Origin of the sequence: Nocardioides agri (assembly GCF_013778305.1) — a bacterium.
GTDB classification, from domain to species: domain Bacteria; phylum Actinomycetota; class Actinomycetes; order Propionibacteriales; family Nocardioidaceae; genus Nocardioides; species Nocardioides agri.
Map to the genome: position 1 here is coordinate 1,235,778 of NZ_JACEIC010000002.1, position 16,556 is coordinate 1,252,333.

At 71.6% G+C, this 16,556-nt stretch carries 18 protein-coding genes; 8 read left to right on the forward strand and 10 right to left on the reverse strand.

Annotated features, from left to right (window positions below; translation table 11 throughout):
• Positions 1-10 precede the first annotated feature (10 nt).
• Positions 11-1,174 (reverse strand): cystathionine gamma-synthase, encoded by a 1,164-nt coding sequence (locus tag HZF07_RS10495; protein ID WP_157341475.1) that lies wholly within the window; start codon positions 1,172-1,174, stop codon positions 11-13.
• An 83-nt stretch (positions 1,175-1,257) separates the two neighbouring features.
• Here HZF07_RS10495 and msrA point away from each other — a divergent pair, with 83 nt between their 5' ends.
• Both msrA and HZF07_RS10505 read left to right on the forward strand, forming a co-directional pair.
• Positions 1,258-1,908 carry a peptide-methionine (S)-S-oxide reductase MsrA gene (msrA, locus tag HZF07_RS10500; protein WP_157341477.1) on the forward strand — a complete coding sequence of 217 codons (651 nt, stop codon included), beginning with the start codon at positions 1,258-1,260 and terminating at the stop codon, positions 1,906-1,908.
• Positions 1,909-1,929: 21 nt separating this feature from the next.
• Positions 1,930-2,244, forward strand: a complete 315-nt coding sequence (locus HZF07_RS10505) for a TIR domain-containing protein (RefSeq protein ID WP_198346379.1) — start codon at positions 1,930-1,932, stop codon at positions 2,242-2,244.
• Positions 2,245-2,250: 6 nt separating this feature from the next.
• Here HZF07_RS10505 and HZF07_RS10510 read toward each other — a convergent pair whose 3' ends face one another.
• Both HZF07_RS10510 and HZF07_RS10515 read right to left on the reverse strand, forming a co-directional pair.
• A complete protein-coding gene (locus tag HZF07_RS10510; RefSeq protein WP_198346380.1) occupies positions 2,251-3,015 on the reverse strand; it encodes a trypsin-like serine protease in 765 nt (254 codons plus the stop codon).
• Positions 3,016-3,134: 119 nt separating this feature from the next.
• Positions 3,135-4,649, reverse strand: coding sequence for an outer membrane protein assembly factor BamB family protein (locus HZF07_RS10515; protein WP_181645035.1), 1,515 nt, complete (start codon positions 4,647-4,649; stop codon positions 3,135-3,137).
• A 315-nt stretch (positions 4,650-4,964) separates the two neighbouring features.
• On the opposite strand from HZF07_RS10515, the gene HZF07_RS10520 reads away from it, so the two are divergent.
• The 3 genes from HZF07_RS10520 (at position 4,965) to HZF07_RS10530 (ending at position 8,180) form a co-directional block, all read left to right on the forward strand.
• Complete coding sequence (locus HZF07_RS10520) at positions 4,965-6,281, forward strand: ABC1 kinase family protein (protein WP_181645036.1); 1,317 nt, start codon at positions 4,965-4,967, stop codon at positions 6,279-6,281.
• Positions 6,282-6,328: 47 nt separating this feature from the next.
• Positions 6,329-6,721, forward strand: coding sequence for a VOC family protein (locus HZF07_RS10525; RefSeq protein ID WP_157341483.1), 393 nt, complete (start codon positions 6,329-6,331; stop codon positions 6,719-6,721).
• A gap of 262 nt (positions 6,722-6,983) precedes the next feature.
• Complete coding sequence (locus HZF07_RS10530; RefSeq protein ID WP_309504692.1) at positions 6,984-8,180, forward strand: HNH endonuclease signature motif containing protein; 1,197 nt, start codon at positions 6,984-6,986, stop codon at positions 8,178-8,180.
• Between the two features lie 214 nt (positions 8,181-8,394).
• On the opposite strand, the gene HZF07_RS10535 is transcribed toward HZF07_RS10530, so the two are convergent.
• Genes HZF07_RS10535 through HZF07_RS10555 form a run of 5 tightly spaced genes read right to left on the reverse strand, consistent with a single transcriptional unit; the run spans position 8,395 to position 11,348 of the window.
• Positions 8,395-8,907 carry a DinB family protein gene (locus tag HZF07_RS10535; RefSeq protein WP_157341488.1) on the reverse strand — a complete coding sequence of 171 codons (513 nt, stop codon included), beginning with the start codon at positions 8,905-8,907 and terminating at the stop codon, positions 8,395-8,397.
• Positions 8,904-9,638 (reverse strand): VOC family protein, encoded by a 735-nt coding sequence (locus tag HZF07_RS10540; RefSeq protein ID WP_157341490.1) that lies wholly within the window; start codon positions 9,636-9,638, stop codon positions 8,904-8,906. Before HZF07_RS10540 ends, HZF07_RS10535 begins: the two co-directional genes overlap by 4 nt.
• Positions 9,635-9,949: a pyridoxamine 5'-phosphate oxidase family protein gene (locus HZF07_RS10545; RefSeq protein WP_157341492.1), complete on the reverse strand. Its 315-nt coding sequence runs from the start codon at positions 9,947-9,949 to the stop codon at positions 9,635-9,637. The genes HZF07_RS10540 and HZF07_RS10545 overlap by 4 nt, the downstream gene beginning before the upstream one ends.
• The gene (locus tag HZF07_RS10550) at positions 9,946-10,578 is read right to left on the reverse strand and encodes an IMPACT family protein (RefSeq protein WP_309504693.1); all 633 of its coding nucleotides are present in this window, start codon (positions 10,576-10,578) and stop codon (positions 9,946-9,948) included. The genes HZF07_RS10545 and HZF07_RS10550 overlap by 4 nt, the downstream gene beginning before the upstream one ends.
• Positions 10,575-11,348, reverse strand: a complete 774-nt coding sequence (locus HZF07_RS10555) for a sulfite exporter TauE/SafE family protein (RefSeq protein WP_157341494.1) — start codon at positions 11,346-11,348, stop codon at positions 10,575-10,577. Before HZF07_RS10555 ends, HZF07_RS10550 begins: the two co-directional genes overlap by 4 nt.
• A 128-nt stretch (positions 11,349-11,476) precedes the next feature.
• Here HZF07_RS10555 and HZF07_RS10560 point away from each other — a divergent pair, with 128 nt between their 5' ends.
• From HZF07_RS10560 to HZF07_RS10570, 3 genes are all read left to right on the forward strand, one after another.
• On the forward strand, positions 11,477-12,142 hold the full coding sequence (locus HZF07_RS10560; protein WP_157341496.1) for a hypothetical protein: 666 nt from the start codon (positions 11,477-11,479) through the stop codon (positions 12,140-12,142).
• A 105-nt stretch (positions 12,143-12,247) separates the two neighbouring features.
• The gene (locus HZF07_RS10565; RefSeq protein WP_157341498.1) at positions 12,248-12,628 is read left to right on the forward strand and encodes a DUF2695 domain-containing protein; all 381 of its coding nucleotides are present in this window, start codon (positions 12,248-12,250) and stop codon (positions 12,626-12,628) included.
• Positions 12,629-12,757: 129 nt separating this feature from the next.
• Positions 12,758-13,093, forward strand: a complete 336-nt coding sequence (locus HZF07_RS10570) for an STAS domain-containing protein (protein ID WP_157341500.1) — start codon at positions 12,758-12,760, stop codon at positions 13,091-13,093.
• A gap of 16 nt (positions 13,094-13,109) precedes the next feature.
• Here the strand turns inward: HZF07_RS10570 and HZF07_RS10575 are convergent, their stop codons facing one another.
• Both HZF07_RS10575 and HZF07_RS10580 read right to left on the reverse strand, forming a co-directional pair.
• A complete protein-coding gene (locus HZF07_RS10575; protein ID WP_157341501.1) occupies positions 13,110-15,125 on the reverse strand; it encodes a vWA domain-containing protein in 2,016 nt (671 codons plus the stop codon).
• 7 nt (positions 15,126-15,132) lie between these two features.
• Positions 15,133-16,518 (reverse strand): MoxR family ATPase, encoded by a 1,386-nt coding sequence (locus tag HZF07_RS10580; RefSeq protein WP_181645038.1) that lies wholly within the window; start codon positions 16,516-16,518, stop codon positions 15,133-15,135.
• Positions 16,519-16,556 lie beyond the last annotated feature (38 nt).

The window sequence follows — 16,556 nt, forward strand, 5'->3', positions numbered from 1 at the left end:
AACCGTCCCGCTAGGCCAGCGCCCGCTCCAGGTCCGCGATGAGGTCGTCGGCGGTCTCGATGCCCACGCTGAGCCGCACCAGGTCGGCGGGGACCTCCAGATCGGTGCCCGCGACGCTGGCGTGGGTCATCCGGCCCGGGTGCTCGATGAGCGACTCGACGCCGCCGAGCGACTCGCCCAGCGTGAACACCTCGGTGCGCTCGCAGACCTGGAGCGCGTGGGACTCACCGCCGGTCACCCGGAAGGAGACCATGCCGCCGAAGCGCTTCATCTGGCGCTGCGCGACCTCGTGCCCGGGGTGCGTCTCCAGGCCGGGGTAGATCACGTCGCCCACCTTCGGGTGGCTGGTGAGGAAGTCGACCACGCGCTCGGCGTTGTCGCAGTGGCGGTCCATCCGCACGGCCAGCGTCTTGAGCCCCCGCAGGGTCAGCCAGGAGTCGAACGGGCCGGCCACCGCGCCCATCGCGTTCTGGTGGAAGCCGACCTTCTCGGCGAGGTCGAGGTCCTTGACGACGAGCGCGCCGCCGACGACGTCGGAGTGCCCGCCGCAGTACTTCGTCGTCGAGTGCACGACGGCGTCCGCGCCGAGGGTCAGCGGCTGCTGGAGGTAGGGCGAGGCGAAGGTGTTGTCGACGACCAGCAGCGCGCCGGCGTCGTGGGCGATGCCGGCGAGCGCCGCGATGTCGCCGATGTTGAGCAGCGGGTTGGTCGGCGTCTCCACCCAGACCACCTTCGTCTGGCCGGGACGGATCGCCGCCGCCACCTTCTCGAGGTCGGAGACCGGGGCCGGGCTGTGCTCGAGCCCCCAGACCTTCTCGACCTTGTCGAAGAGCCGGAACGTGCCGCCGTACGCGTCGTCCGGGATCACCACGTGGTCCCCCGGCCGGCAGATGCTGCGGACCAGCGTGTCCTCGGCGGCCAGGCCGGAGGCGAACGCGAACCCGCGCTCCCCCTCCTCCAACGCCGCGATGTTGCCCTCCAGCGCCGTGCGGGTCGGGTTGGCCGAGCGGCTGTACTCGTAGCCGCCGCGCAGGCCGCCGACGCCGTCCTGCTTGTACGTGCTGGTCGCGTAGATCGGCGGGATGACCGCCCCGGTCGCCGCGTCCGGCTCGTACCCCGCGTGGATCGCACGCGTCTCGAAGCCGGACTTGTTGCGGTGCTGCTGCTCGCTCATCCCTCGAGGCTAGCGGCCGGGAACGTCCGGGCGCCCATCGGTGTTGGAGACTGTGCACGATCACTCCGAGAGAAGGAGACCCCTTGTTCCTCAGCCGCAAGAACCAGCTGGTCGCCCCCGACGAGGCCCTGGCGGGCCGCGACGGGCGACAGTTCGCGATCGCCGACAAGCACCGTGTCCTGGACGCACCGGTGGTGACCGACGAGGTCCCCGCCGGCTACGAGGTGGCGCTGTTCGGGCTCGGCTGCTTCTGGGGCGCCGAGGAGATCTATTGGCAGGTCCCGGGCGTCTGGTCGACCTCGGTCGGGTACGCCGGCGGCACGACGCCGAACCCGACCTACGAGGAGGTCTGCTCGGGCCTGACCAACCACACCGAGGCCGTGCGGATCGTGTTCGACCCGACGCGGGTGTCCTTCGCCGACCTGGTGAAGACGTTCTTCGAGGTCCACGACCCGACCCAGGGCTTCCGCCAGGGCAACGACGTCGGCACCCAGTACCGCTCCGCGATCTACTGGACCACGCCCGAGCAGGAGCAGGTGGCCCGCGACCTCACCAAGGTCTACGGCGACGAGCTGAAGCGCCGCCGCCTCGGCGACATCACGACCGAGATCCGGCCAGCCAGCGAGACGCCGTACTTCTACGCCGAGGACCACCACCAGCAGTACCTCGCGAAGAACCCGCACGGCTACCGCTGCCACGCCAACACCGGCGTGCGCTTCCCGGCCGACGCCTGACCGAGGCGTCGGTCCCGTCCCGTGGCAGCCAGCGACTTCCCGGTCATCACGCTCTGCGGCTCGATGCGGTTCCGTGACGAGTTCGCGCGCCTCGACGCCGAGCTGACGCTGGCTGGTCACGTCGTGCTGACCCCGACCGCCCTGGATCCGGCCACCGAGCTCGACGCGGAGGACCGCGCCCGGCTCGACCGGATCCACCTGCAGAGGATCGCGATGGCCGACGAGGTCCTCGTCGTCAACGTGGGCGACTACGTCGGGGACAGCACCCGTCGCGAGATCGAGTACGCACGGTCACGCGGGCTCGCCGTGAGCTTCTTGGAGCCCCACGACGAGTAGCGCGCGTCAGGGCAGCGTGACGAACTGCCCGAGGAAGGCCCGCGCCGACGCGGTGTCGAGGCGGTAGTCCACGTTGGTGGCCCGGCACACGGCGTCCCCCGTGATGGTGATCGCGGCGACGATGTCGGTCGTCCCCAGGAAGTTCGGACCTCCGGAGTCGCCGTAGCAGGTGCCTCCGTTGCCGGTGCTGGCGTTCATCGAGATCCGCAGCCAGGTCTTGTTGACGGAGTTCAGCTCGCCGCTGGCGACCATCCTGCGGTCGTCGTAGAGGTACTGGTGCCCGCCGGGCTCGTTGGTCACCTCGTAGGCGCCGTAGCCCACGGACGTGAAGCGCTGGGTGCTGGAGAGGTCGGAGAGCGACCCGGCGGCGGGCAGCCGCGCGGGAGTGATGCCCTTGACCGCCTTGTCGAGGACGACGACCGCGATGTCGTGGGCGTCGCTCTGGTTGCCGGGGTAGAGCGGGTCGGCGTGGAACGTGCCGGGGTAGGCGCGGTCGCCGGCCTCGTAGTCGCTGTCGAAGGTCACGGCCACCCGCTCTCCCACCGTGGCGCAGTGCGCGGCGGTGAGGAACACGGTCGGCGAGATCAGCGTGCCGGAGCAGTAGATCCAGGTGCCGTCGGAGTACTGGGTCGGTGACACCAGCCCACCCACCGCGGGATGCCCGGCGCCGTCGAAGGTGCCGTTGGTGATCGCCGACGCGGGCGAGCCGGTCAGAAGGCCCCCCGAGACGACGCTGACGATCATGAGCAGCGTGAGCAGGCAACGGCGCATGGCGACCCCCCAGGACAGCGGAACAGGACCCCCACCCTCTGTCGCTCGTCCGGGTAGGTCAAGGGGCCGGTGCGGCCTCGGGCGGGACCGGGCCCGCCCGAGGCCTTCCTGGCAACCCCCTACTTGCCACTCACCGAGAAGGCGTAGAGCGCCTGCCCGGGGAGCTCGAACCCGAGGTTGTAGCCGGTGCCCCAGTAGAGCGCTCCGTCGACGGCGGCCGCGCCGCTGTAGCAGAAGTCGCCCGAGGCGTGGTCCCACAGCTGGGTTCCGTCGCTGGCCTTCATGGCGTACATGTGGCCCGCCGTGTCACCGGAGCAGGCGTACACCACACCGGCCGCCACCGTCACCGCTCCGGAGGCCGTCGCTGCCGCCGGGTTGGCGCGGTTCCAGATCACCCGTCCGGTGGCCGCGTCGAGCGCGGCCCAGCCGCCGTAGTTGACCGTGGTGCCGTCGAGCAGCGTCCACGGCTTCCGGTCGGTGTTGGCCGAGGCCACGTAGATCCGGACGCCATCGGTGGCCGACCCCCACTGCAGGCCGCCGGCGAGGCCTCCGGGCGCCGCCTGCGTCTTCCAGACGACCGCACCGGTGTCGGGGTCGAGCGCCCAGAAGATGCCGGACTTCTGCCCCGCACCGACGAGCTCCCTGCCACCCGCCTTCCACAGCATCGGGGCCTGCGCGAAGTCGTAGTCGGGGCCGGCGTTCGTCGGGCACCCCTCGACCGGGTCGTCGTAGCCGGGGACGGGGATGCCGCAGGCGACGTTCCACGCGTCGACAGGCAGCGCCCGCGTGGACCACTTCACCGCGCCGGTGTTCATGTCGAGCGCGACGATGGCGTCGAACATGTCGTCGGCCGGCACGCAGGCCGCTCGCTGCGGATCGGACGTCGCGGCCGCGACACAGGCGGTCACCGCGTCAGGGATCGAGTAGTTGTTGCCTGTGGCGATGTAGACGGTCCCGCGCTTCGAGTCCACCGCTGGTGAGCTGCCCCACACGGCTGCACCCGTGTAGCCGGCCGGGGCCATGTAGGTCTTCCACTTCACGGCGCCGGTCGTCAGGTCGAGCGCCATGAAGAAGCCGCGGAAGGTCAGCGGGAAGCCGAACCGCGCGAGCAGCTCCTCGTTGGACGCGGCGCCGATGTAGACGGTGTTGCCGACGATGGTCGCCGACTGGGTGATGATCGGGTACCCGCCCGCGATCGTGGTCTTCCACAGCAGACCGCCGTTGCGCTTGTCGACGGCGTAGACCCAGCCGTCCGGGCTGAAGACCTTTCCGGCCTGGTCACCGAAGACCAGCGTGTTGCCTGAGACGGCCGGGGTGGCCCGCGAGTAGTCGCCGGGGGGTGCGCCGTAGTCGGCGCTCAGGTTCTTCTGCCAGATGGTCGCGTGCGTGGCGGCGTCGATGGCGTACAGGTTGCCCGCGTCGTCGGGGACGTAGACGACGCCGTTCACCACGGCCGGGGTCGCCGAGATGTTGCCGGCGGTCGGGACCTTCCACTTCACCGCCAGCTTCGGGGCACCACCGACGCCGATTGTGCTGTCGGCGCTCCTCGAGTTGCTGAGGTCGTGGCCGGCGTTCGGCCAGCTCCCCTGAGCAGCGAAGGCGGCGGATGCCGTGAACAGCACTCCCGTCGCCACCAGCGCACCTGCGGCCCCGGACAGACTCCTCCAACGCATTGGGAACTCCCTTGCTCGTAGCGGGTGTCCCCCTTGGACGAACATGGTGCGTGACCCGAGCTCTCGGTTCGGTCTACTCCCGGGCAGGGAACGGCGACAACCCCTGGCGGGCCCGCCGCCGAAAGATGACATGCCCGGGCGACTCCGCATGGGCTGTCTGGGTAGGCCTTTTGTGACTAGTCCCCTATCTGGAGCGTCAGGCACGTCTGATGACTCGGGCGGCAGAGCCCGGCGTACCCAATGGCCGGGCAACCAGCGGTTTGGAACAATCGAGACGTGACCGAGCTGCCCCGCAAGGCCGTGGCGCGGACGGCGAGGCTCGCCGCCCTGCCGATCGGGTACGCCGGCCGCAGCGCGCTGGGGCTCGGCAAGCGGATCGGCGGCAAGCCGGCCGAGGCCGTGATGAGCGAGATCCAGCAGCGCACCGCCGAGCAGCTCTTCCGCACCCTGGGCGAGCTCAAGGGCGGCGCGATGAAGTTCGGCCAGATGCTGTCGGTGATGGAGTCGGCGTTCCCCGAGGAGATGGCCGGTCCCTACCGGGAGCACCTGACGCTGCTCCAGGACGCTGCTCCCCCGATGCCGACGTCGACCGTGCGCGAGATCCTCGCCGCCGACCTCGGCGCGGACTGGCAGGAGCGGCTGGTCTGGCTCGACGGCGGACCGACCGCTGCGGCCTCCATCGGCCAGGTCCACCGCGGGCGGTGGGTCGACGGGCGCGACGTCGCGGTGAAGGTGCAGTACCCCGGGGCCGGGGACGCGCTGCGCTCGGACCTGAGGGCGATCGCTCGGGTGGCGAGGACCGCGGCGCCACTGGTGCCGGGGCTCGACCTGAAGCCGCTGGTCGAGGAGCTGCAGGCCCGGGCCGCCGATGAGCTCGACTACGCGCTGGAGGCGTCCGCGCAGCGCGCGTTCGCCGAGGCCTTCCGCGACGACCCGGCGATCGTGGTGCCCGACGTGGTCGCCGTCGGCCCGACGACGCTGGTCACCGAGTGGCTCGACTCGCCCGCCTCGCTTGCGTCGGTCATCGCGACCGGCTCGCAGGAGGATCGCGACCACTACGGCGAGCTCTTCGTGCGGTTCCTCTTCTCCGGGCCGGCGCGCACCGGGATGCTGCACGCCGACCCGCACCCCGGCAACTACCGCGTGCTGCCGGACGGGCGCCTCGGCGTGCTGGACTTCGGCGCGGTCGCCCGCCTGCCCGATCAGGGCCTGCCCGAGGCCATGGGCCGGCTGCTGCGGATCGCGGCCGAGGGAGACGAGGAGCGCTTCGTCGACGGGCTGCGCGACGAGGGGTTCATCAAGGAGCGGATCCAGGTCGACGCCGGGCAGGTGCTCGACTATCTCGCTCCGTTCGTGGAGCCGACGAAGGTCGAGCGGTTCCGCTTCAGCCGGGAGTGGATGCGCACCCAGTTCGCGCGGGTCAACGACCCGCGCAGCCAGGCGTACACCGTCGGGATGAAGCTCAACCTGCCCCCGTCGTACCTCCTCATCCACCGCACCTGGATCGCCGGCCTGGGCGTGCTGTGCCAGCTCGAGTGCGAGGCGCCGTTCCGGCAGATCCTCACCGAGTCGCTGCCGGGCTTCGCCGACTGACGAAAGCGGGTATTGCCGAGCGGTGCCGGCGGGAGCACGCTGGACGGATGCCACTCACTGACAGCGTGGCCTCCGTGATGCTGCCGACGCGGGACGCATCACGCGCCCAGGAGTTCTACGAACGACGTCTCGGGCTGCCCCTGCAGGGCACGAACGACGCCGCAGGCGAGACGGCCTTCCGCCTCGCCGGCGGCTCTCTGCTGGTGCTCCGGCTGCTGCCGGACGCGACGCCGGCCCCCAACACCGCGGTGAGCTTCGAGGTGTCCGACATCGCCGCCGCGATCGCCGACCTCGAGTCCCGGGGCGTGACCTTCGAGGACTACGACCAGCCCGACTTCACCACCGTCGACCACGTCTTCGACGACGGGTCCGTGAAGGCGGCCTGGTTCCTCGACCCCGACGGCAACATCCTCTGCGTCCATCAGCCGCACGGTGGTTGAGGTCCGGAGCTAGGACGCCGAGCCCCTGACGGTGGCTTGCGGGTCGACTCGGGTGGGCCGCCGACAGGCAGCAAAGCGGGTGAGGTGGGCTCGGGGTTGCGGTCGCCTCCCGGGCTTCCGCGCCGCCTGCTTCGTCCCGGAAATTGTGCCTGTGGATTGTCCACATACCGGGCAAACACTGGGTTTTGGGGACCTGACTGTCGGTGGTCGGTGCTTGGATTTGTCTATGACAGCGATCGCCACCCCGAGACACCGAGTGTCGGTGGCGACCGCCCATGTCCACCAAGAGCTCGACGCCGTCGCCGGGGCGTTGGTGTGGTCGATGGACGCGTCCGAGACCGCCCAGACCCTCACCGAGCTCTCCCGCGCCAAGGCCCAGATCGCCGAGCTCGAAGCCAGAGTCGCCGCCCATGCCGACGACCTCCACGTGGGCCAGGACGTGGCCGCCTCCAGCGCCGCGAACTGGCTGGCGCACCAGACCAAGCAGACCCGGACCGAGACCAACCGGACCGTGCGGCTCGGGCACGACCTCGAGCTGCACCCGCTCATGAGAGCGTCGCTCGCTGCCGGCCGGGTCTGCGTCGACCAGGCCCGCGTGATCATCCAGGCGGTCGACCGGCTCCCCGCCGACGTGCAACCCCGGGCCGAGCAGCACCTGCTCGCCGAAGCCGCGCATCACGACGCGAAGGCGCTGCGGGTCCTGGGCAAGCGGCTCTACGAGGTGATCGACCCCGACGCCGCCGACGCCGACGAGGCCGTTCTGCTGGCGCGTGAGGAGGCCGCGGCGATGAAGGCGTGCCGGCTCACCCTGCGCGACGACGGCCACGGGCAGACCCACGGCCGGTTCACCATCCCCACCTTCCACGGTGCCGCGCTCCGCAAGATGCTCGCCGCGCTCACCGCCCCCAAGCACCAACGCGCCGCCCACGGCGCGGGCGTGGACCGGCCGCCCTGCCCCGAAGCCATGGGGCAGGCGTTCTGCACGCTGATCGAGCGCTACCCGGTCACGCAGCTGCCCAAGCTGGGCGGCCTCAACGCCACCCTGGTCGTCACCATCACCGAAGACTCCCTGATGGGACGGGTGCAGCAGGCCGGCGTGCTCGACACCGGCGACCGCATCTCCCCCGGTATGGCGCGGCGGCTGCTGTGCGAGGCCGGCGTCATCCCGGTCGTCCTGGGCGGGGACTCGATGCCCATCGACGTCGGCCGGGAGCGGCGCTTCCACCCGAAGTACCACCGGGTCGCGATCCTCACCCGCGACCAGGGCTGCCGCGCCGAGGGCTGCGACCGCCGACTCGGCCTCCACACCCACCACGAGACCCGGTGGGCCGACGGAGGGACCACCACCGTCGATCAGGGCATCAGCCTGTGCTCCTGGCACCACGCCCGCATCCACGACAGCGCCTACGAGGCCCGGACGCAGCCCACAGGCAAGGTCACCTTCCACCGGCGGACGTAGACCGGAGATCTAGATCCACCAGGTGCATCAGAATCTCCGCTGGAACGCTCGCGCGCCCGACCGCAGGTCGGCGTCCTCCCGATAGGCGCCAACTCGTCCGGAGGCGGCCGGGTCAAGGGCGGCGGAGCCGCCGTAGGGAACCCTTGACGCGGTCGTCGGAGGACGAACAATGGCGCCCCGGGAGGACGACGACACCCACCAGGAGCACAGACGGTCAGTCCCCGACCGCCCCGTCGATCGACTCGCGGATCAGGTCGGCGTGGCCGTTGTGGCGGGCGTACTCCTCGATGAGGTGCAGCAGGATCCAGCGGAGGCTGAAGGGCTCGCCGGTCCGAGGTGATGTGATCACGGAGAGGTCGTCGAGCTCGGCGCCCGCGATGACCGTGTCGGCGTCGGCGACCATCTCGTCGTAGAGCGCCCAGACGCGCTCGGGGCCGTCGTCCGCGGCGGTGTGCCACTCCCAGTCCTGGTCCGCCTCCCAGTCGGCGGACCGCCACGGCTCGCTGAGGCCCTCGCCGGTGAACCGTTCGCGCAGCCAGGCGTTCTCGACGAGGCCGAGGTGCTTCACCATCCCGCCGAGCGTCATGTCCGATGGCGGGAGCGCGGTGGCGAGCTGCTCGGCGTCGAGGTCGCCGGCCTTCTGGCGCAGCGTGGCGCGCTGGTAGTCCAGGAAGGCCAGCAGCATCGTGCGCTCGTCGCCGTGGGTCGGTGGGTCGGTGCGGGTCATCGGGGCTTCCTCCGGGTGACGCAGTAGGTCGTGCCGACGGGGTCGCTGAGCACGACCCACCACTCGTGCCGGGCAACGACGCTGGCGCCGAGCGCGACGTGCCGCTCGACCTCGGCGTCGCGGTCGTCCGAGGAGAGGTCGAGGTGCGCGCTGACGGCACCGGTCTCGTCGTCGAGCCGCTGGATCAGCCACCGCAGCGGCTGGTCGTCCGGGACCTCGAGACGCGCGAACTCCCGGTCCACGTCGGGGTCGAACTCCCACCCGGTCAGGGCGCGCCAGAACTCCACCTCCACGTCGTACGCCGAGGGCGGGATGTCGAGGCACACCTGGTCGACCTGCGAGCGGCCGCCGGGCCAGCTGGCCGGAGCCGGCCGCCGGCTGCCGGGGTGCGGCACGAAGCAGAACACGAACCCGCCGGGCGAGCGCACCACGACGTAGCCGGCCTCGTGCCGGACCAGGACGTGCCCGCCCAGCTCGACGGCCGCCTCGGCGGCGTGGACGGGGTTGGCGACGTGCAGGTCGAGGTGGAGGCGGCCCGCACCCTCATCGAGGCCCTGCACCTTGAGGTAGCCGTCGCCGTCCAGCGGCACCAGCGTGGCGAACTCGCCGTCGTCGCCCCGCCGCGGGGACAGCTCGAAGCCGGTGACGCCACGCCAGAACTCGATGCCCCGCTCCAGGTCACCGGGGGGGAAGTCGAGGAACGCGGTGACCCAGGTCGGCGAGGTCGTCATGCGACCGCCTTGTGCAGCACGGCGCCGGTGGGGGTGACCCGCACGTCGTCGCCCTCCGCCACCGCGGTGCCGTCGACGAGCAGCGTCATGCCGCGGCTCTCGGTCGGCGGGAAGAGCAGCGTCACCGCCGGGTTGACGCCGACGTTGCGGAGCGAGCCGCGGCCGGGAGCGGGCACCAGCAGCGTGCCGTCCTCGGCGCTCGCCCGCACCGAGACCGCCTTCACCAGGCCGTCCTTCGCGGTCAGCAGGTAGCCGCGGTCGAACTCGCGCAGCCGGTCCGCGATCTCCGCCAGGTCCACCACGACACTCATGCGTCGAGGCTATCGACCCAGCGCTCGCCTGCCACCCTCGTTTCCGCCGCGCCCGAGGTCAGCTCCGCGACCAGCGCGGCGAGCCGCCCCTCCTGCTCCGGAGGTACGCCGAGGCGCAGCGTCACCAGGGCGCCGTGCTGCGCGTCGAGGACCGCGATGCCGCGGGCGCGCAGGTCGCTCTCGACCCGACCGGCGGCGGCGTGGTCGAGGTCGAGCAGGTGCTCCCGGACCAGCGAGCGGCGCAGCGTGCCGGCCTCGGCGAGCGCCTCCCGGACCGCATCGCCGTAGGCGCGCACCAGCCCACCGGCGCCGAGCAGGGTGCCGCCGAACCAGCGGGTCACGACCGCGACGACGTCGCTGACCCCGGATCCGGAGTGCCCGCGCAGCACCTCCAGCATCGGCGCGCCGGCCGTGCCCGCGGGCTCGCCGTCGTCCGAGGACCGCTCCACGTCCGGGTGAAGGCGGAAGGCCGAGCAGTGGTGCCGGGCGTCCCAGTGCTGCCGGCGCAGCGACTCCACGACCGCGCGGGCGGCCGCCTCGTCGTCGACGCGCCGCAGCGTGCACAGGAAGCGGGACCGCTTCACCTCGATCTCCGCCTCGGCGTCGCGGGCGACGGTCAGGTAGCTCACCACAGGCCGAACACCTGGCCGGACAGGGTGACGATGAACGCGGAGACGACGACGATGAAGAACAGCCGCACGAAGCGAGCGCCACGCGAGACGGCGGTGCGCGCCCCGACGTACCCCCCGATGACGTTGGCGACCGCCATGACCAGGGCGACGTGCCACACGACGGCGCCCTGCGATGCGAAGACGAGGATGGCCGCCAGGTTGGTCGCCCAGTTGGCGAGCCGCGCCTTCGCCGAGGCCTCGAGGAAGCTGTAGCCCATCAGGCCGACCAGCGTGAAGACGAAGAAGCTGCCGGTGCCCGGGCCGAGCGCACCGTCGTAGAAGCCGATCAGCAGCCCGGTGCCCATCGCCGCCGCCAGGTGCCGGTGGCCCGAGAAGCGCAGCGCGGTCTGCTCGCCGAGCTCGGGCTTGAGCAGCACGTAGGCGCCGACGACGATCAGCGCGACCAGCACGATCGGCTCGAACGCCTCCCGCGGGATCTGGCTGGCGACCGCGGCGCCGCACGCCGAGCCGACGAACGCGAGCGCCATCAGCGGCAGGAAGGTCCGCGGGTCCGGCTTGATCCGCCGGTAGTACGTCGCAGCGCTCACCGTGGTCCCGGAGATCGCGGCGATCTTGTTGGTCGCCAGGATCTGCACGGGCGCCGCGTTGGGCATGCCGAGCAGCAGCGCCGGCAGCTGGATCAGCCCGCCGCCCCCGACGACCGCGTCGACGAACCCGGCCGCCAGCGCGGCCAGCCCGAGCAGCGCGAGCACAGCGGTGTCATCCATCCCGGACATTCTCCAAGTCGGCTCCCAGTCGGCTTCAAGAAGCCCCCGTCAGAGTCCTCTCACCGAACCGAATCGGACCCCCACCGCACCAGACCGTCCGACACCCACGAACCGAGAGAGAGACCACCATGCACCGCCGTTGGCTGAGCCGGGCGCTGATCGCGCTGGCCGTCCCCGCCCTGATCCTGCCCGCCGCCGCGACCACCGCCACCGCGGCCGCCCCGGCGAAGGTCCCCACCATCGACGCCGTCGCCGGCATCTACCCCCACCTCGCCGGCGGCATCGCGAACGCGTCGTCCAGCAAGGTCATCGGCCCCGGCAAGAAGTGCAAGCCGGGCAAGGCGATCAAGGGTGCCAGCTCGACCTCCGCGTCCTACTCGCCGGACTACACGACCGCCGACCCGTCCGCCCTCATGCCGACCGGCGCGACCCCGATGGTCACCGTGACGGCGATGAAGTTCCCCAACGCCAAGGCTGCGATCGCCTACCTGCACGGCTACCAGGCCTCCACGAAGGACTGCCCCGGCGGCGGTGGCGGCACGGGTGGCGGCGGTGGCGGCAGCCTGCCGGACTGCAAGACCTCGATGAAGAAGATCAAGTTCACGCTCGGCGACGAGCGCTGGGGCTACCAGACGAAGGCCGACTGCCCGGAGACGTCGACGGTCATGAACATGCTGTTCGCGCGCAAGGGCAAGTTCATCGTCTACGCCAACGCCATGTCGATGGACGCCACCGCGCCCTCGATCCCGAGCTCGATCGACCTGACCAAGCTCGCGCTCAGCACCGTCGGCTGACGCCTCCCTCCCCCAGACCGGCCGCGTGCCGCACTGCCCCCGGGTGCGGCACGCGGTCGCTTCACGTCCGGCAGCACTGTCGGTGCTCACCACTACACAGGACCCATGAGCGAGACGTCGGTGGCCCTGGAGGCCGAGCGCTACCTGCAGGCCGTGGTCGAGGCGGAGCCCCAGGAGGGCGAGTGCCTGGTGTGCTTCGTCACCCGGATGGTGGAGGAGCACGGCTGCGACACCACCTACCTGTGGGCGCGGCGCTTCCGCGACCTGCGCTCACCCACCGCGACCGGCCTGGAGAAGCGCTACTGGGAGCGGCTGATCACCTGTGACTGCCTGATCGGGCACGCCCACCGGCTGGTGCAGGAGCTGATGGTCCGTGACGTCCACACCGACGAGCTCGAGCCTCCCCTGCACCAGCCGTCCTGCGCGGGGGTACGCCGGACCTCGACCCAGGCGTGCGCCAACTGGGAGCGGGTGCGCCGCGCCTGAGCCCCACCCGCACGGGGGTGGCCGGCCTTCTCGAGGCCCGCGTACTCTCGAAGGTGACCGAGGCTTCTCGTGAACCGCCGACCTGGCGACTCCGTCTCCGGCCGTAGCACTGCTCGCCCGGGAGAAACCGTGCCGTTCTCGTCAGTCATCCAGCTCCGTCCGCCGCATGCTCACCTCACCGTCAGCGGTGAGCTCGACATCCTCAGCTCGCGCTCCGTGCGCCGCGAGGTCGCCGGAGCGCTCGCCGACGGGACCACCGATTTCACCGTCGATGCGACTGACGTGACGTTCGTCGACGCCGCCGGTCTCGGCGCCTTCGTGCACCTGCGCAACGCCGCCATGGCGCGGCGCGGGCAGCTGCGCTTCGTGGGCGCCAGCGCGTCGTTCGTGTCGGTGTGCGGGATGGCCGGGCTGCACCGGGCCTTCGGCTTCGAGCCGCAGACGCCCGCCCACACCCTGAGCTGAGGCGCACGCCCAGCGCTCAGTCGCCCACCCAGAAGCCACGACCGCCGAACCAGTCGCCGTAGCCGCCCCCGCCCCACGGGCCGCCACGGCCGCGGGCGCCCAGGTAGCTGCCCACCACGGCGGCACCGAGGTCGTCGAGCTCGGGTGCCACGACCCGGCCGTCCACGCGCTCGGCCATCTGGTCGATGAACCGTCCCAGGCCCGGGTCGTCGCCCAGCCGGAAGAACGTCGTCTGCGCGCCGAGCCGGCCCGCGTTGTCGAGCTCGCGGACGGCGTAGGCGACCGTGAGCGGGTGCGGCGGGTAGGCGAAGTAGACATCGCCGTCGGGCTCGAGGTGCGAGGTCGGCTCGCCGTCGGTGACGATCAGCAGCACCGGCTGGGCGTTGGGGTGCTTGCGGAAGTGGCGGTTGGCGAGCAGCAGCGCGTGGTGCAGGTTGGTGCCCTTGTCCCACTTCGCGTCCAGCGCGGTGAGCTGCTCGATCTCCATGACCTCCGCGTGCCGGCCGAAGCCGATCAGCTGGAGGTCGTCGCCGCGGAAGCGGGACCGGATCAGCGTGTGCAGGGCGAGCGCGGTGCGCTTCATCGGCACCCAGCGGCCGTCCATCGCCATCGAGAACGACGTGTCGACCAGCAGCGCGACCGCCGCCTGGGTGCGGGCCTCGGTCTCCTGCACCTCGACGTCCTCGATCGACAGGCGCGGACCCGTGGGGTCGCCGGCCCGGCGGAGCACGCCGTTGAGCATCGTGCGCGGCACGTGCCACGGCTCGGTGTCCCCGAACTCCCACGCCCGGGTGGCGCCGGAGAGGTCGCCCGCCGCACCGGCCCGCTGGAGCTCGCGGTTGCCCTGGCGGCCCGACATCCGCTCCGCGACGTCGCGCAGCAGCGCCTTGCCGAGCTGGCGCATCGCCTTGGGCGAGAGCCGGTACTGCCCGTCGGACCCGCGCTGGAGGTAGCCCGAGTCGCGCAGCGCCTGCTCGAGCCGCTGGAGGGTCCGCGCGTCGACCGCGGCCTGGTCGCCGAGCTGCCGGGCGAGCCTGTCCAGGTCGAGGTCGTCCATCCGCGCCCCGCCGTAGGACTGCGAGAGCTGCTCGGCGAGCTGGTCGAGGTCGGCGAGGTCCTGGAAGACGCCGGTGCCGTCGCCGAGCCCGAGCCCCTCCTCGCCCGACATCTGCTCCGAGCCACCCCAGTCGAGGTCGGGGCGCAGCGCCTGGAGGTTGTCGTCGAGCCGGCCCAGCTGGTCCATCAGCGCCGGAGAGCCGAACGCCTGCGCGGAGAGCTCCATCAGCTCCTGGCGCTGCTCGGGTGACATCGAGTTGAGCATCCGCTGGGCTGCGGCCGAGCGCTGGGCGAGCGACTCGAGCAGCTCGTCGATGTTCTGCGGGTTCTCCGGGAAGAAGTCCCCGTGCTTGGCCATGAACTCGTCGAAGTCGTCCTGGGTGTCCTCGCCCAGCCGGTGCTTCTCGAGCAGCTCGTTGAGGTCGCCGAGCATCTCGTTGACCGCGGCGCGGTCCTCGTCGGTGGCGTTCTCCATCGCCTGCTTCATGCCGGCGAAGCGCTGGTCGAGCAGCTCGCGGCCGAGCAGGTCCTTGATCCGCTCGTAGTCCTCGCGGGCCTCGCGGCTCTGCCAGTCGTACGACGCGAGCTCGCTGACCGCGGCGGCGGTGCTGGGCGGGAGGTTCTCGAGCTGCATCTCGCGCAGCGCCCGGTCGCCGTCGTCCATCATCGCGTCGCGCGCGAGCTGCTTGCGCTCCTCGAGCACCGCCCGGTCCAGCAGCTCCTTGACCTCCTGGAGGGTGCCGTCGAGGTTGTGCCGCTGGGTGAGCTCACGACGGCGCTCCGCGACCCGGCGGGCGAGGTCGTCGAGGCCGCTCTGGTCCCGCCCACCGCGACGCAGGAACTCCCGCATCGCGCGCTCCGGCGAGTAGCCGGCCATCACGTCCTCGCCGATGGCGTCGAGCGCCTCGGCGAGGTCGACCGGCGGCGCGAGCGGGTCGCCGCCGTCGTACCGCTTGAACCGGGTCCTGTTCCTCATGGTCGCCTCACCCGTAGACGGTCTCCAGGCCGTCGGTGTCCTTGCCGATCTTGCGGGCGAGGTAGAGCCCCTCGAGCGCGAGCTCGATCGCACCGGCGCGCTGGCCGTCGTTGGTGGCGCCCAGGCGGTCGCACACCTCGTCGTAGAGCTCGGACTCGCCGAGCACCGGCAGGCCGGTGAGGAACTCGCGGGCGGTGACCCGCTCCCCGGTCGTGACCATCGCGCCCGACTCGATGGCGTCGACGAGCAGCGCGAAGTCGAGCCCGCGGAAGTGCTGGCGCACGGTCTCGGCGGTGGCGGTCCGGAGCAGGTGGGTGAGCACCTCGGTCTCGCGGCCCTCCTCGCCGGTCTCGAACTCGATCTTGCCGCCGAGCACGTCGACCGCGGTCTCGAGGTCGACCACCCGGGCGACCGGCTCCGCCTCGCCCTGCACCGTGGCCCGGTGCAGCGCGGCGGCGGCGATCGTCTCGGCGCCCGCGATCGAGAAGCGCGCGGAGACGCCCGAGCGCTGGTCGACCGACGAGGACTCGCGCAGGTTGCGGGTGAAGCGCGCCAGGATCTCGACGAGGTGGTCGGGCACGTCGGCGACCAGGTGCGCCTCCTGCCGGATGACGGCGACCTCGTCGTCGAGCTCGGTCGGGTAGTGCGTGCGGATCTCGGCCCCGAAGCGGTCCTTGAGCGGCGTGATGATCCGGCCGCGGTTGGTGTAGTCCTCGGGGTTGGCGCTGGCGACGACGAGCACGTCGAGGGGCAGCCGCAGGACGTAGCCGCGGATCTGGATGTCGCGCTCCTCCATCACGTTGAGCATCGCGACCTGGATGCGCTCGGCGAGGTCGGGCAGCTCGTTGATCGCGACGATCCCGCGGTGGCTGCGCGGGATCAGCCCGAAGTGGATGGTCTCGGGGTCACCGAGCGACCGGCCCTCCGCGACCTTCATCGGGTCCACGTCGCCGATCAGGTCCGCGACGCTGGTGTCGGGGGTCGCCAGCTTCTCGGCGTACCGCTCGTCGCGGTGCTGCCAGGAGATGCGCAGGTCGTCGCCGTAGGTGGCGGCCGCCTGCTGCGAGGTGACGGTGATCGGGTCGTAGGGATGCTCGCCGAGCTCGGAGCCGGAGATCACCGGCGTCCACTCGTCGAGCAGGCCGACCAGGGTGCGCAGCAGCCGGGTCTTGCCCTGGCCGCGCTCGCCGAGCAGCACCACGTCGTGGCCGGCGATGAGGGCCCGCTCGAGCTGCGGGATGACGGTGTCGTCGAAGCCGTGCAGGCCGGGCCACGGGTCGCGGCCCTCGCGCAGCGCGGCGAGCAGGTTGTCGCGGATCTCCTCGCGCAGGTGCTTCTGGACGTGGCCGGAGGCACGCAGCTCTCCGACCGTGCTGATGGAGGGAGCAGTCACGTCATCACGCTACTGCGGCCGCGCAACCGTAATCTTCG

What these genes read in the sequence shown, in the direction of transcription:
- HZF07_RS10540 (WP_157341490.1), bottom strand. Translation starts at nt 9,638, where the DNA reads ATGACGACCTCGCCGACCTGGGTCACCGCGTTCCTCGACTTCCCCCCC.
- HZF07_RS10525 (WP_157341483.1), top strand. Translation starts at nt 6,329, where the DNA reads ATGCCACTCACTGACAGCGTGGCCTCCGTGATGCTGCCGACGCGGGAC.
- HZF07_RS10495 (WP_157341475.1), bottom strand. Translation starts at nt 1,174, where the DNA reads ATGAGCGAGCAGCAGCACCGCAACAAGTCCGGCTTCGAGACGCGTGCG.
- HZF07_RS10575 (WP_157341501.1), bottom strand. Translation starts at nt 15,125, where the DNA reads ATGAGGAACAGGACCCGGTTCAAGCGGTACGACGGCGGCGACCCGCTC.
- HZF07_RS10555 (WP_157341494.1), bottom strand. Translation starts at nt 11,348, where the DNA reads ATGGATGACACCGCTGTGCTCGCGCTGCTCGGGCTGGCCGCGCTGGCG.
- HZF07_RS10560 (WP_157341496.1), top strand. Translation starts at nt 11,477, where the DNA reads ATGCACCGCCGTTGGCTGAGCCGGGCGCTGATCGCGCTGGCCGTCCCC.
- HZF07_RS10510 (WP_198346380.1), bottom strand. Translation starts at nt 3,015, where the DNA reads ATGCGCCGTTGCCTGCTCACGCTGCTCATGATCGTCAGCGTCGTCTCG.
- HZF07_RS10545 (WP_157341492.1), bottom strand. Translation starts at nt 9,949, where the DNA reads ATGAGTGTCGTGGTGGACCTGGCGGAGATCGCGGACCGGCTGCGCGAG.
- HZF07_RS10535 (WP_157341488.1), bottom strand. Translation starts at nt 8,907, where the DNA reads ATGACCCGCACCGACCCACCGACCCACGGCGACGAGCGCACGATGCTG.
- HZF07_RS10565 (WP_157341498.1), top strand. Translation starts at nt 12,248, where the DNA reads ATGAGCGAGACGTCGGTGGCCCTGGAGGCCGAGCGCTACCTGCAGGCC.